Consider the following 12,819-nt stretch of genomic DNA (forward strand, 5'->3'; position numbering starts at 1 on the left):
GGGTTACCTCACGAGAAGGATCAGGACGAAGACGGCCGCGACGGCGATCGCGATCTGGGCGTAGTACTGGTGGATCTGGCCGGTCTGGGGGCGCCTCGCCAGCGTGCCGAGGCGTCGCAGCTGCCGCGCGAGGCCCTCGACGGCGCCATCGACGCCCCGGTCGTCGGCGCGCGCCGCGCGCGAACCCGCGAAAGTGCCGGCTCGCGCCGTCGCCTCGACAGCGGCGTCGAGCCGGACGTCGTCGAACCGCCCGAGCCGACGTGCGCCGGTAACGCCGCCGCGCGCCAGCCGATGTAGGCCACGGTCGAGGATGCCATCGTCGAATCTTGCGAGCGACTCGCTGAGCGCGAGCGTCGGTCGAACGAGGACGAGGTGGACGGCCTTCTCCAAACCCAGCCAGTTCGCCGCCCAGGCCGGCTGCGGCAGACCTCTTCGGAGCCCGAACGCGACGAGGGCGAGCACCGCGAGCGCGAGCACCGCCGAACCGACGAGCTCGAGCATGCCAGGTGTCGCGGTGCCGGTCTCCCCGAGCATCGCCTTCAGCGGCTGGCTCACCGGGGGCAGCGCCAGGATTCCGAGTAGTGCCGCGCCGGCCGCGAGCGCGATGAGCGGGATGCGTTCCCACCGGCCGATGCGCCGTGTGCCGGGCTGCTCGGCGTCGTAACCAGCTTCGGTCGCGGCATCCGCTCTCCCCCAGACGAGGAAGAGCACCTTGCCGGAGTAGATCGCGGAGAGCGCCGCCGCGGTGAGGCCCACGATGTACAACACGGGGTTTGTCTTCAGGGCGACGGCAAGCAGTTCGTCTTTGAGCGCCCAGAGCGACAGCGGCGCGACACCGGCGAGCGACAGCGTGCCGACAGTGAACAGCACGCCGACGAGCGGCCACCGCCGAGCGGCGCCGCGGAGCGCCGAAAGCTGTTTGGTGCCGAGGGCGGCGAGCCACGCGCCCGCGACGAGGAAGAGCAGCGCCTTGGTGGAGGCGTGCGCGACGAGATAGCCCGCACCGCCCGCGATCGATCCGACCCCCGCGGCGAGCACGACGAAGCCCATTTGGGCCGCGGTCGACGCCGCGAGCAGCTGCTTGAGGTCGCGTTGAGCCACCGCAACCGCTCCGAGCAAGAGCGCGGTGATTGCTCCGATCCACGCCACGGTCATAGCCGCCCAGCTCGTCGCCTCCAACAGCGGTGCCACGCGGAGGAGCAAGTATCCGCCCATCGCAACCATCGCGGCCGAGTGCAGCAGCGCACTGACCGTGCTCGGACCTTCCATCGCGCGTGACAGCCAGGAGCTGAACGGTAGTTGCGCGGCCTTGCCGAGGGCGGCGGTGATGATGCCGGCAGCGATGACGTCTCGCCAGGGCGAGGATGCGGCGGACAGGTCGGCGAGCTCCGGCCCTGCACCGCCGATCAGGGCGGCGCCCGCGGCGAGGTAGAGGCCGAGATCGCCCGCCCTTGTCATAGTGAAGGCGACGAGTCCCGCCTGCACCCGCCGGTCATCCCGCCATTGGAAGCCGATCAGCGCCCAGGACATGGCCCCCATGATCTCCCAAGCGAACAACAGTGTCGGGAGCGTCGTCGCGGTCACGGTCACCGCGACGGCGGCGGCGAAGACCAGCATGAGGCCGTGAAAGCGTTCCGGTGACTCCGTTTCCTCAGTGGCCGCAAAGCCCAGCACGAGTAGGGTCACGATCGCGACGGCGGGAAGCACCAAGGCGGAGAGCCCGTCGACAGCCAGCCCAATCGGCGCGCCGGCGATGAAGGGCATCTCCAGTACGGGGCGGGTGACGGTGACGACCACGGCGAGCGCGGCTGTGACCGTCGCGGCCGTGAGCGAGACCGGGATCGCGGCTGCGCGTGCACGTGGCCCGACGAGGCAGAGCGAGATTCCGGATGCCGCGGGCAGCAGCACCAGGAGAGCGAGGTAGAGCCCGCTCATCCGGAGAGGTCCGTCGCCGAGTCGGTCATGTCTGATCCGCGGGAACGGTGCAGAAGGGTGGCGACGGCGAAGCCCATCGCCATCTCCACCGTCATCGCGGCAATGACGATGAGCAGCAGCACCTGGCCGTCCGGGGCGGGCGCGAGGAACCACCAGAAGGCGCCGACGGCGAGGATGACCCCGTTCAGCATGAGTTCCAGCCCCATCATGACCATCACGATGACCTGTTGAGAGAGGGCGCCGTACAGGCCCACGCTGAAGAGTGCGGCCGCGACCAGAAGAACGGCTTGGAGTGTCATCGGCCGAGCCCTCCCCGCATCGGATCGGTCGGCGGTCGGCGTTTCAGGTCGTCGCCCCAGCGGTCATAACGCCCGCGCGGGTTGGCGATCACAAGCCCGGCAATGATCGTGGCGAACAGCACGGGGCTGATGGTGAGCATCGCGAGCATCTTGGGCCCCATGATCGCGTGCCCGAGCGAGGCGGTGAGGTCAGCCGCGGGTGCACCGACGCGGGCGGGCCACGGGATGAGCAGCGCTCCCGCGGCCAGCAGCACGAAGGTTCCCACCGCCAGAACCGCCGACCCGCGTTTGTTGTGGGTCATGTCCATCGGCATGAGGGCCGGATTCATTCCCATATACATCACCATGTATACGACCATGATCGCCATCTCCATGACCATCATGAGAATCGTGATGATGCCGATGTACTCGAGGCCGACTATCACGAGCATGATTCCGACGGCGATGAACGAGATCGCGAGCGCGTAGGTTGCCCGTGCCATGGAGTCGACCGCGAAGACGGTGGCACCGGATGCAACGGCCACGACCGCGAGCGCCCAGAACAGGATGTCGATCAGCATCCTCAGCTCCCCACGACGATGATCGCAACGACGAGTACCTGCAGGAGCGCCGCAGGCAACACGATGATCCAGGCCACCTCGGCGAACCGGTCTGGGCGGATCGTCGGCACCCGGTGACGGATCGCGACGAACGTAGCCAGCACGAGCGCAGTCTTGCCGAGCGTCCAGAGCCAGTCGGGCAGCAGCGGACCGCCTCCGCCGCCGAGGAAGAGCGGCACGGCGAACGCGGCACCCGCGGTGAGCACCGCGTAGCGGCCGGTGAGGATGAGCAGTCGGTCGACGCCCGAGACATCGGTGAGGAAACCGCCGGCAATGTCCCGCCCGACCGCGGTGGCGTATGGTCCCCAACTCGAGAAGGCGATGACGCTGCCGCAGAAGATGACGAAGGCGACCGGCATCCAGATCACGAACCACAGGTTCTGCTGGGCCGCGACCACGTCTCCGACCCGGAGGCTACGCGCGGCGACCGCCGGCGTGATCAGCGCGAACATCAGCGGCAGTTCATACGAGACGGCGAGCGAGAGGAAACGGTAGCCCCCCACGAGCGCGTGCGCGCTGTTCGCCCCCCAGCCGATGAGCCAGAACAGCGCCCAGATCATGACGTCCATCGTGTTGAACCAGACGACGCCCACGTCGAGGTCGGCGAGGGTCCACGGCCCGAGCGGAATGACCAGGATCTTCAGAATAGCGACGACCACGAGGCCGCCGGCACCGATCCGCCACAGCAGCACATCGGCCGCGACGGTGACCTGTCGTCGCTGTCTCAGCAGCCGGGCCACCTGGGCGAGCGGGGCACTCGCTCCGGAGCGGAACGGGCGCCCGACCGAGCGGGCCACGAGAGCCCCGTTCAGCCCGGCGCCCGCGAGCGCGAACAGCAGGAGGGCCAGCGGCGCCAGAACTGCCCATGCCGGGCTGACCTGCACGATGGGCTCAGTCATGAGTGCGTTCGTGCGTTTGGGCGAGTGCGGCGGTGTCGAGACCGAGGCCGGCAATGAGCAGGCGAGCCGTTCCGAGATCCGTTCCACGGAGCAGTTCCGGCAGGGCTTCGAGCGCGTCCTGCGCCTCCCGTACCGGGTCGGAGTCGCCCGCTGCGGGCGATTGCCTCCCAGAGGACGTTCCGGCCAGGACCGCAGCCTCCCGCAGCCAGCCGATCAGGCGATGACGGATGTCGACGGCCGCTTGGTCATCCGGAGTCGCGGTACCCGTGTTCGTGCCTGCGCCCAGGCCGATCTCTCCGAGCGAGATCCCCTTGAGCGACCACCGCAGCAGCACGGAGCGCTCGGCGCGTCGGCGCAGCCGATCGAGTGCCGCGGCGTGATCGGTGCTGTCCGCTCCCCGACGTGCGTCATCGCGCAACCGGCGTGCGTTCTGCGCGGCGGTCTGCCATCCGGCGAGCGCGAGCAGGTTCGAGGCGTCATCGCAGAGTCGGATGATGCGCCTACGTCCACGCGTGACATCCGTCACCGCTTTCTCCGACACCTCCTTCGGTGCCGACGCCGCCTCGAGCAATCGGGCCCCAGCGCTCACGATCACGTCGCCCTGCAGCACGCAATCCACCACGAGGCCGGCCGGCCAGTGGGGCAGGACCGGGCCGAGCGAAACGTTCAGAACGTCCATCTCGAGTCCGTCGCGGTCGTCGCCTCCGCCGGCGAGTGGGATGCCGCCGGGAGTCGGCATGTCCATGCCGCCGTGGTCCATGTCCCCGTGGTCCATGTCCTCGTGCGACATGCTTTCGTGCTCGCCGGTGTTAGGTCTCGGATCCTCGGCAGCAACGGGCCGAGACCTCGCCCGTGCGTCCTCGCGCTGCCAGGAATCATCGACGAGATGCGCCACAGCGGCATCGAGCAGTGCCGACAGCGCGACCGGGGTGGTCACGCTCACACGGGTTCGTGGTCCGGGCAGCTGATTCCACAGGAGATCGGATGCCGCTCCGAGTACTTCGCCCGGCAACCCGCACACGGCGAGCAGGTCGGCGTCGGCCGGCGAGAGCGCGACTCTCCAGCCACGCCGGTCCAGCTCGGCCTCGAGCAGCATCCGCGATTCGTCCCAGCCCGGCACTCCCACGATGAGAACATGCACGCTCTTGGAGGCCCACCGGGCGAGCATTGAGGTCACACCCATCTCAGCGATCCTTCTCGCCAGGCCCAGACGACGCCCACCATGAGCAGCCCGAGGAAGACGAACATCTCGACGATCGCGTTGGGACCCTCGCTCGCCACGACGACCGCCCAGGGGTACATGAACAACATCTCGACGTCGAAGGCGAGGAAGATGATGGTGAGCGGATACCAGCGGGCGTGGAACCGGGAGAGCGCGTGCTCCTGCGGCATCCACCCGGACAGATAGGGTGTGGTCGTAAGCGGCTCCGGGGACACCGACGTTGCCCGCGCGACGAGGTAGAGCAGGCCGATTCCGGCCAGCGCCATGCCGAGGATGACTGCGACGCTGACGTATGCCGACATTCGACCTCCTCGTTACCGCGCTCGTTCAGGGCACATTATCAGTTGTCTTGGTACCAACGGGGGCATATTCATCATCGCAACCGTCGGCTCGTCCAGGCAGAAGGCGTTGACCCCCTGGAGGAGGCGCCGCAGCGTAGGCTCCGGGAACCGCGCAAACCCAGCGGAGTCGTCTGCGAGCTCGCAGAGGCATTTCGGTTGCCCGACATGAATGAATCTGGCCTGGGAATTGCCCCATGAGCACCCCCTGGGAATCGGGTTTCAGCGGTCAGCTGCTCCGGATTGTCGCCAATCCCGCTCCCGCTACCAGAACGTACGACGAAGGCCCGGCATCCAGAGGATGCCGGGCCTTTCTCGTTGTCAGTTGCGACTGCGGGTCACGATCGAGTCGACTAACGCCGAGACCAGCAGAACAACGGATCCGGTGCCCAGGCTGAACCCGGCCGTCACCGTGCTGATGACCCCCGGATCCGCCGGCGCCGGCGTGGTCAGGTAGACGAGCGACATCACCCCGGCCGTGGCGCCGACCACTGCGAGGAGGCTCTGCCTGACCAGGCCCGTGAGAAGGCGCCGGTCGGACGTGTCCGCAAGCAGCCGTACGTTGACGTTCAACTTGCCGGTCTCAAGAGCGAGCCCGATCTGGTCGACTCGCCGGGGAAGGCGCCGCACGCTCGGGAGCAGGGCCAACAGCTCGGTGGTCAGGAGTTCGCGCACGTTGGCGGGTGCCATCTGGTCCCGGATCTGCGCGCCGGCCAGCTTCCGGGATTCCTCGAGCAGGTCGAACTCGGGCATCGTGCTCCGCAGGGTGCCCTCGAGCACGGCGAACGCCCGCGCCGCCGCCACGAACTCGGCGGGGATCCCCACCCCGTAGCGCGTGAGGATGGCGACCAGGACATCCACGGTGAGCACGCTGACGCGCGCGCCCGGCCCCAGCTCGAAGGTCATGAACGCGCTCAGCTCCCGGCGGAAGGCCTTCTCGTCCACCCCCTCACGCAGGGGCGCCAGGGCCAGCAGACCATCGGCGATGAGCTGCGTGTCCGACTGGAGGTAGGCGATCAGCAGTTCCTGGATCGTCTCCCGCAGCTGCAGGTCGAGCCGGCCCACCGAACCGAAATCGACCAGGGCGGGGGTACCGTCCGCCAGCAGCATGATATTGCCCGGGTGCAGGTCCGCGTGGAAGACGCCGTCGAATACGATCTGGCGCACGAAGGCGCTCAGCACGATGCGCATGGCCTCGCCGAGATCGACCCGGGGCGCACCCGGCATGGTGTTCAGCGCACTGAACGTCTCGCCTTCGAGATACCCCATGACCAGCACCCGGTCAGTGGACAGGGCCTCGAACAGTGCGGGAAAGCGCAGTTCGCCGGGACGCGGCCCCCTGGACTGCAGCGCGCGCATGGCCTGGAGGTTACGCGCCTCCAGCCGGAAATCGAGCTGACGCACGAGGTCGGCCGCGTAGTCCTCGGCAACGGCCCTGACGCCGAGGACCCGCGCCTGCGGGGACGTGAGGCTGAGCACGTTCGTCACCCGCAGGGCGATGGCGACGTCGCGCCGCAACTCAGGGACGATGCCGGGGCGCTGCACCTTGACAGCCACGACGGTGCCGTTCGTCAGGGTCGCCCGGTGCACCTGGCCGATGGATGCCGCGGCGATCGGCTCGGGGTCGAAGGCGGAGAAGATGCCGGCGAGGGGTCCGCCGAACTCGACCTCGAGCATCCTCTCGACGGCGTCCCACGGGGCCGGTTTCACGCTGTGCTGCAGCCGGGACAGGGCTGTGACGAATTCGGCGGGGAGGAAGTCCGACCGGGTTGAGAGCAGCTGTCCCATCTTGACGAAGGCTCCGCCGGCTTCCTCCAACGCCCGCCGCAGACCCTCGGCCTGCACCGCGCGAACGGATGCCCCACTCGGGTTCGTCGAGAAATCGAGCCTGCGGATCGGCAGCAGCCCGTTCTTCCGGGCGATTCGCACGAGCTCGGCGAAGCGCCAGCCGCGTTGCAGGAGGGGCCGCGGGGGAGCCGGGCGGCTCCGCTCCGCGGCCAGCGTCAGTTTCGGAACAGTGATTCCCCGTGCGCCGTCCACCGTGTCAACTCTCGTGTCGTCCATCGTGATCCGCGTGCCCGCGGTCCACCCATCCGTCGCCGTGCGTACCCGGCCGGGAGGCACGAGACCGAACACCAGCATGCCCGCTCAGGATGGGAGGCGGATGCGAGCGTGCCGGGGCTGCGGAAGCCTTTCCCCTGCGGGAATGCCGGATAGGGTTTCCGGCCACTGCTCGTCGGCGACCTACGGGCGGGCGCGGAACACCGCCGTGGCGACGACCAGGTCCTCCCAGGACATGCCGGAGCTCGTGAACGCGCGCGGCCGGCCCAGGTCGACCGCCGTCTCCCCGGTCACGATGGAGCGGAGCGGCACGAGCGAGCCTGCGTCGATGACACCCTCCACGATCGGGATGAGCACGTCTCCTCGTTCCCTGAGGGCGACCGACGGGTCCTCGACGACTATCTGCGCGCGGGCGAGGAGGACCGAGGGCAGCTCTCGGGCGTCGGGTTCGTGCGATCCGACGGCGAGCGTGCAGGAGTCGACCGGCACCAGGGCGCCGTCGAAGAGCGGAGTGCGCGCGGTCGTCGCGCAGACGATCAGCTGGGCATCGCGCACGTCAGCGGCCGTCCCGACGTGCGCTGCCTGCCCGGACTGCCTTATCCTGAATCCACCGATCGGGATTGGGATCTAACGGCTGGCTGACAAATGGTTGAGCGTCCCCACGGACAAGGGCGCGAACGCCGGCCTGAAGGTCGCCTCGCTGGTCGCCGGGATGCTCGCCGGCGCGGACGCCATCGATGATATGGCCGTGTTGCGCCACGGAGATTTCTGAGCCGGCCACTGCCCGGACTGCCCGGATGGGATTAAGCTGCCGGTGTCCGAGGAGGTTCCTCGGCAGTAATGCAAAGTGAGGTCGCAATCATGAACCTGTTACTGGTCATCGTCGCAATCGTGGCCGTCGTGCTTCTCCTCACCGGCGGTTTCGTGCAATCCCTTCAATTCCTGCTCTGGGTCGGCGTCGTGCTTCTCGTCATCGCCGTGATCATGTTCCTGGTCCGGTCGATTTCGGGCCGCCGCACCTGACGACGACCCCGGGTCGGCACCAACGAGGTCCGCACCCGCGAGAGGTCCGCCCGGCCGCGGGTGGCCCTGTCGCTGTGCGGAGCGCTAACCGGCAGGTCCGACCGGCAACCTGATTCGCACGGGATGATTGTGAACGCACCATCGGGGAAACCTACACTGAGCCAACCGAGCTGATTGCTCGCGGATCAGGGGAGATAAGACCGAATGGCTGAAACCACCCGTGTTGTCGTCGTCGGCGACGCACTCATCGACGAACTTCGCGACGCAGACTCCCTGCTCGAATTCCCCGGCGGCGCGGCCCTGAACGTGGCGGTCGGCCTCGCCGTGCTCGGCGTTCCGACGACCCTGATCGCCATGGTCGGCGACGACTCCGACGGTGCGGTGCTCCGTGACTTCCTCGCCGCGCACGACGTCACCCTGGTCGCCACCCCTGGCCCGCACGGTAGTTCCCGCGCCACCTCGGACCGCACGGACGGCGAGCCGCGGTATGCGTTCAACGAGGCCGCGAGGAAGCGCCGGATCGAGTTCGGCGCCGCGGAACGCGCCGCCCTCGACGCCGCACGGCTGGTTGTCGTCAGCTGCTTCCCGTTCGACGACACGGCCCAGACGGATGCCCTCCTCGCCGCGGTCACGGGCCCGGAGGGGCGCCTGGTGATCGACCCGAACCCGCGAGCCGGCATGCTCGCCGACCGCGATGCGTTCGTGCGCAACTTCGAGCGCGCCGCCGCCCGCAGCCTGCTGACCAAGGTCGGCGACGAAGACGCCGAGCTGCTCTACGGCAGCACCCTGGCCGAGCTGCGGGCACGGCTCGTAGCCGCCGGAACCCACCACGTGCTGGCGACCGCCGGCCGCGACGGGGCGACGATAGAAACCGATGACGGCCTGCTCGTGAACGAACCGATCAGAGCGTTGCCCGGTGCCGTGGTCGACACGATGGGCGCGGGTGACGCGACCCTGGCCTCCAGCGTTCAGTCGTTCCTGACCAGGGGCGTGCCCACGGATGCCGCGGGCTGGCGGCGCCTGCTGGCCGACGCCATGCGCATCGCGGCCGCCACCTGCCGCGAGGAGGGTGCCCTGCTGCGGGTGCCGCCGGTCGTCTGACGCCGGGTCGCTCGTCTGGAGTGCCGGATTTCCGGAGCTGGAGCTGGAGCCGGAGCCGGAGCCGGTGGCGTGGCTGGCCAGCCGAGTAGGTCCGAACATTTGGTTCTCGGATCGAAGCGGTTCCATTTTCTTCATAGTGGAACGCCCCGGAGCGGGCTCAACAATTCTGAACGGACGCTTTTTGTATTCCACAGGTTCGGTTCACGAGGAATTTTCGAAGGCCGGGTAGGGATGCGATTTCCGGTACGGTCGCGGCACGGGCATCGGATACGTGTCCATCTCGAGGGCCAAGCGGGATCTCGATCGTCAGCTCGACGCCATGGCCCCAGGACTCACGGCCTTGCTCAGACGCAATTGCTCCTCGAATCGTCTCTTGGCGAGATCGTTGGGCTGTAGAGAGGCATGGTCGCCGGTGCGCGAGAGAATTGATGAGCTTGGTGAAAGGCTCTAGAGCATGGAGCTGAGGTCAGATCCGACGGTCGGGTATGCAGCTGTGGCGGACTTGAGTTGGCGAGTGGTGAGTCCGAGCTTGATGGCCAGGCCGAAGGTGTTGACCAGTTCGCCGTATTCAGGCCCGAGCAGATGCGCCCCGACGATGCGGTCATTCGATCTGTCGATGAGGATTTTGGCGGCGGCCGTGCTCTCGCCGATCCGGTAGTTGGAGTACCAACTGCTGGTGTCGGAGTAGCGGATTTCTAGGTCGATGCCCTGCTCGGTGGCCTCGGATTCGAGCATGCCCACGCGGACGAGCTCGGGGATGGTAAAGACAGCGGTTGGAATACCGGTGTAGTCAGGCGTGATGGTGGTGCCCTTGATCATATTGGACGCGGCAACCGTAGCTTCGGCGACCGCGATTGGCGTCAGAGGCATGCCGGCGGTGTCTGCGGAGTCGCCGGCCGCCCACACTGCCGGGTTCGACGTGCTCTGAAGGTGTCCTCTCACACGCACCCCCCGATCGCTCCATTCCACACCGGCTGCTTCTAGGCCAAGTGCGGCAAGGTCGGAGACCCGTCCCGCGCCGTGGACCACGAGGTCGACTTCTACTATTTCGTTGACGCCGGCGTGTTCAAGGGTGACTTGGAAAGTCTCGTTGGTCCGCTCGACAGCCGCGATATGGGTGCGGCGGCGCAGGTCAATACCGACCTCACGACCGCGGTCGAGCAGTAGTTCGACGAGATCCGGGTCGAAGCACTTCAGTGGGCGTGCCCCGCGGTCGATGATCACCGCGGTGCTTCCCGCGCGGGCGACGAGGTGTGCGAACTCGAAGGAGATAAAGCCGCCCCCAACGAACAGGATCCGCGCGGGCAGGACATCAAGTTGAAGGAACTCGGTGCTATCGATGAGGTGCTCGCAACCGGGGAAGTCCAGTGGTCGTGGTCTCGCTCCGGTCGCGATCAGGAAGCGTTCGGCCTGATGCCGGGTGCCGTCGATATCGATCTGGTGTGTTCCGACGAATCGTGCGTGCCCGTGGAGCGTATCGATGCCGGCGCGGTCGAGGCCAGCTTCCATGCGCTCGGGGACGAGGTCGGTGAAGCCGTGCTTGTGCGTCATGATGTCCGACCAGTTCATCGCCAGCCCTGCATCATCGATGCCCTTGCCTCTCATGAGGCGGGCGCTGTCGATGATCTCAGCGCCACGACGCAGAATCTTCTTGGGGTCACAGCCCCGCAACGCGCACGTCCCGCCGTAGGGAAGGGAGTCCACGATGGCGACTCGCCAGCCATTGGCGGCACACTTGTTTGCGGCGGCGTTGCCAGCCATGCCAGCGCCGATGACGATCAGATCGTAAGTCCCGCCCACGAGCGGTTCTGCGGAAGAAATCGGCGCACCGCTGGTGACCCGGTTATACACCGGCGAGGACCGTGCGTAGTTGCTCAAGCGTCGGTGCACCCTCGTACCCGTTCGGTGTCGGGTACCGACGGCAGGTCAACCCCGCCTGCGAACCGGGCTCGGCGAACACATCGACGCCGTCTACGTGGATGCTCGGGGAGCCGAGAAAGCCGACGCGGTCTGCCTGCTCGGGTGTTTCGACCAACTCGTGCCTCACCTTGATTTCAGGACGTTCGCTCGTAAGCAGGTTCAATCGCTCGTCCGCGACCTTCCAGTTCGGGCACGCAGTGAAGTAGAGAAGTGTTACATCCATAGAAGTCACTGTAAACCTTGATCTGAGCTATAAGGTCAAGCGCGTAACATGAGGGCATGCGTATCGGAGAAGTGGCTTCAGCGGTGGGTCTGTCCACCCAGACCATTCGCTTCTACGAGCGCAGTGGTCTGCTTCCTCGACCTCGGCGGGACCCGAACGACTACCGTACCTATGACGCCGCGATCCTCAGCCGACTCCAGTTCATCCGCAGCGGACAAGGTGCGGGGCTCACCCTGCTAGAAATCGCCGCCATACTCGAACTACGCAGTGAAGGTGTCAAGCCCTGCACCCACGTCCGTGAGCTGCTTTCAACCAAGCTCATCGAGGTTCGGACACGTCAAGAGGAGCTCGCCGCCCTGGAAAGAGAACTGGAGGGCCTCATCAGCCGTGGTCAGCAGCTCGATCCCGCGCATTGCATGGACGCCGAGATCTGTCACATCATTGTGCCCACACACGACGCTGCGAACCCCGAGCTGGCCGATGCTCTCGTCGCGAGACCCTAGGGAAGCAAGACGTCTCATCGCCGCTACATTCCGTCGCGGCACTGGGCTTTCAGATCATGGGCGCGTTTGACGCTGCCATGGTGATTTCGCGCCGTCCTGCTTTGGGCCCGTGGGAGGCCGCCACGGCCATGCCGGCGCGAGTTCGTTCGGAGAGTTGGTCACGTTCGAGCTGGGCGAACGCGGACATGATGGTGACCATGGCCCGGGCCATGGCGCCGCCCAGTTCGCTGTCCGGGTCGGTGGCAATGCCGTCGCGCAGGGAGCGGAACTTGATGCCACGGTCTGTGAAGCCGTTCAGCAGTGCCAGCAGGTGACGGGTGTTGCGTCCCAACCTGTCCAGTTTCCCCACCGCGACCTGGTCGCCTCGGCTGAGGCGGTCGAGCATTTTGTCTAGTTCGGGACGACTGATCTTGGTCCCGCTGTTTCCTGGGTCGCGGTAGATCCGTTCGCAGCCGACGGTTTGACGTTTCCGGATCTGCGGCTCTGTGTTCTGATCCGCCGTGTCTGCACCTTCGCCTGGGAGCCACACCATTAGGGGATGGGGGCATTCGTGATGAGTGCCCAGCAGCTCTGGTGAAGACGGCGCCACAGGACGCGGCCTTCGCCAGTGGGGAGGTGTTCGACGTAGTTCGACGAGAGCGCCAATTGGTCCCGAGCCCATCAACCCGGACTTCGCACGCTGAGGGATCCCCTTTC

At 67.0% G+C, this 12,819-nt stretch carries 15 protein-coding genes; 4 read left to right on the forward strand and 11 right to left on the reverse strand.

Translation table 11 applies throughout. The annotated features are described in order from the left end of the window. Window positions 1-3 precede the first annotated feature (3 nt). The 8 genes from E3O19_RS01540 to E3O19_RS01575 form a co-directional block, all read right to left on the reverse strand. Window positions 4-1,935 carry an NADH-quinone oxidoreductase subunit 5 family protein gene (locus E3O19_RS01540; protein WP_134564858.1) on the reverse strand — a complete coding sequence of 644 codons (1,932 nt, stop codon included), beginning with the start codon at window positions 1,933-1,935 and terminating at the stop codon, window positions 4-6. After that, window positions 1,932-2,234 (reverse strand): NADH-quinone oxidoreductase subunit NuoK, encoded by a 303-nt coding sequence (nuoK, locus tag E3O19_RS01545; protein WP_134564859.1) that lies wholly within the window; start codon window positions 2,232-2,234, stop codon window positions 1,932-1,934. Before nuoK ends, E3O19_RS01540 begins: the two co-directional genes overlap by 4 nt. Beyond that, window positions 2,231-2,794, reverse strand: a complete 564-nt coding sequence (locus E3O19_RS01550; protein WP_134564860.1) for an NADH-quinone oxidoreductase subunit J — start codon at window positions 2,792-2,794, stop codon at window positions 2,231-2,233. Before E3O19_RS01550 ends, nuoK begins: the two co-directional genes overlap by 4 nt. Before the next feature lie 2 nt (window positions 2,795-2,796). After that, the gene (locus E3O19_RS01555) at window positions 2,797-3,732 is read right to left on the reverse strand and encodes a complex I subunit 1 family protein (RefSeq protein WP_134564861.1); all 936 of its coding nucleotides are present in this window, start codon (window positions 3,730-3,732) and stop codon (window positions 2,797-2,799) included. Beyond that, window positions 3,725-4,915: a hypothetical protein gene (locus E3O19_RS01560; protein ID WP_134564862.1), complete on the reverse strand. Its 1,191-nt coding sequence runs from the start codon at window positions 4,913-4,915 to the stop codon at window positions 3,725-3,727. The genes E3O19_RS01555 and E3O19_RS01560 overlap by 8 nt, the downstream gene beginning before the upstream one ends. Then, a complete protein-coding gene (locus tag E3O19_RS01565; RefSeq protein WP_198413836.1) occupies window positions 4,906-5,256 on the reverse strand; it encodes an NADH-quinone oxidoreductase subunit A in 351 nt (116 codons plus the stop codon). The genes E3O19_RS01560 and E3O19_RS01565 overlap by 10 nt, the downstream gene beginning before the upstream one ends. A 357-nt stretch (window positions 5,257-5,613) precedes the next feature. Then, on the reverse strand, window positions 5,614-7,434 hold the full coding sequence (locus tag E3O19_RS01570; protein ID WP_134564863.1) for an ABC1 kinase family protein: 1,821 nt from the start codon (window positions 7,432-7,434) through the stop codon (window positions 5,614-5,616). A gap of 102 nt (window positions 7,435-7,536) precedes the next feature. Continuing rightward, complete coding sequence (locus tag E3O19_RS01575; RefSeq protein ID WP_134564864.1) at window positions 7,537-7,980, reverse strand: hypothetical protein; 444 nt, start codon at window positions 7,978-7,980, stop codon at window positions 7,537-7,539. 22 nt (window positions 7,981-8,002) lie between these two features. On the opposite strand from E3O19_RS01575, the gene E3O19_RS01580 reads away from it, so the two are divergent. The 3 genes from E3O19_RS01580 (at window position 8,003) to E3O19_RS01585 (ending at window position 9,477) form a co-directional block, all read left to right on the forward strand. Continuing rightward, window positions 8,003-8,125: a hypothetical protein gene (locus tag E3O19_RS01580; protein ID WP_420898571.1), complete on the forward strand. Its 123-nt coding sequence runs from the start codon at window positions 8,003-8,005 to the stop codon at window positions 8,123-8,125. Between the two features lie 89 nt (window positions 8,126-8,214). After that, the gene (locus E3O19_RS17600; RefSeq protein ID WP_166804414.1) at window positions 8,215-8,376 is read left to right on the forward strand and encodes a hypothetical protein; all 162 of its coding nucleotides are present in this window, start codon (window positions 8,215-8,217) and stop codon (window positions 8,374-8,376) included. A gap of 204 nt (window positions 8,377-8,580) precedes the next feature. Continuing rightward, complete coding sequence (locus E3O19_RS01585) at window positions 8,581-9,477, forward strand: PfkB family carbohydrate kinase (protein ID WP_134564865.1); 897 nt, start codon at window positions 8,581-8,583, stop codon at window positions 9,475-9,477. A 447-nt stretch (window positions 9,478-9,924) separates the two neighbouring features. Here the strand turns inward: E3O19_RS01585 and E3O19_RS01590 are convergent, their stop codons facing one another. Then, on the reverse strand, window positions 9,925-11,355 hold the full coding sequence (locus E3O19_RS01590; RefSeq protein WP_241981128.1) for a dihydrolipoyl dehydrogenase family protein: 1,431 nt from the start codon (window positions 11,353-11,355) through the stop codon (window positions 9,925-9,927). Continuing rightward, complete coding sequence (locus E3O19_RS01595) at window positions 11,321-11,620, reverse strand: thioredoxin family protein (protein ID WP_134564866.1); 300 nt, start codon at window positions 11,618-11,620, stop codon at window positions 11,321-11,323. The genes E3O19_RS01590 and E3O19_RS01595 overlap by 35 nt, the downstream gene beginning before the upstream one ends. 56 nt (window positions 11,621-11,676) lie before the next feature. Between E3O19_RS01595 and E3O19_RS01600 the strand changes: the two genes are divergently transcribed. Further along, entirely contained in the window at window positions 11,677-12,123 is a 447-nt protein-coding gene (locus tag E3O19_RS01600) for a heavy metal-responsive transcriptional regulator (RefSeq protein WP_134564867.1), read from the forward strand. Between the two features lie 49 nt (window positions 12,124-12,172). On the opposite strand, the gene E3O19_RS01605 is transcribed toward E3O19_RS01600, so the two are convergent. Further along, entirely contained in the window at window positions 12,173-12,712 is a 540-nt protein-coding gene (locus tag E3O19_RS01605) for a recombinase family protein (RefSeq protein ID WP_241981129.1), read from the reverse strand. Between the last annotated feature and the right edge of the window lie 107 nt (window positions 12,713-12,819).

Origin of the sequence: Cryobacterium algoritolerans, from assembly GCF_004402785.1 — a bacterium.
GTDB classification, from domain to species: Bacteria; Actinomycetota; Actinomycetes; order Actinomycetales; family Microbacteriaceae; genus Cryobacterium; species Cryobacterium algoritolerans.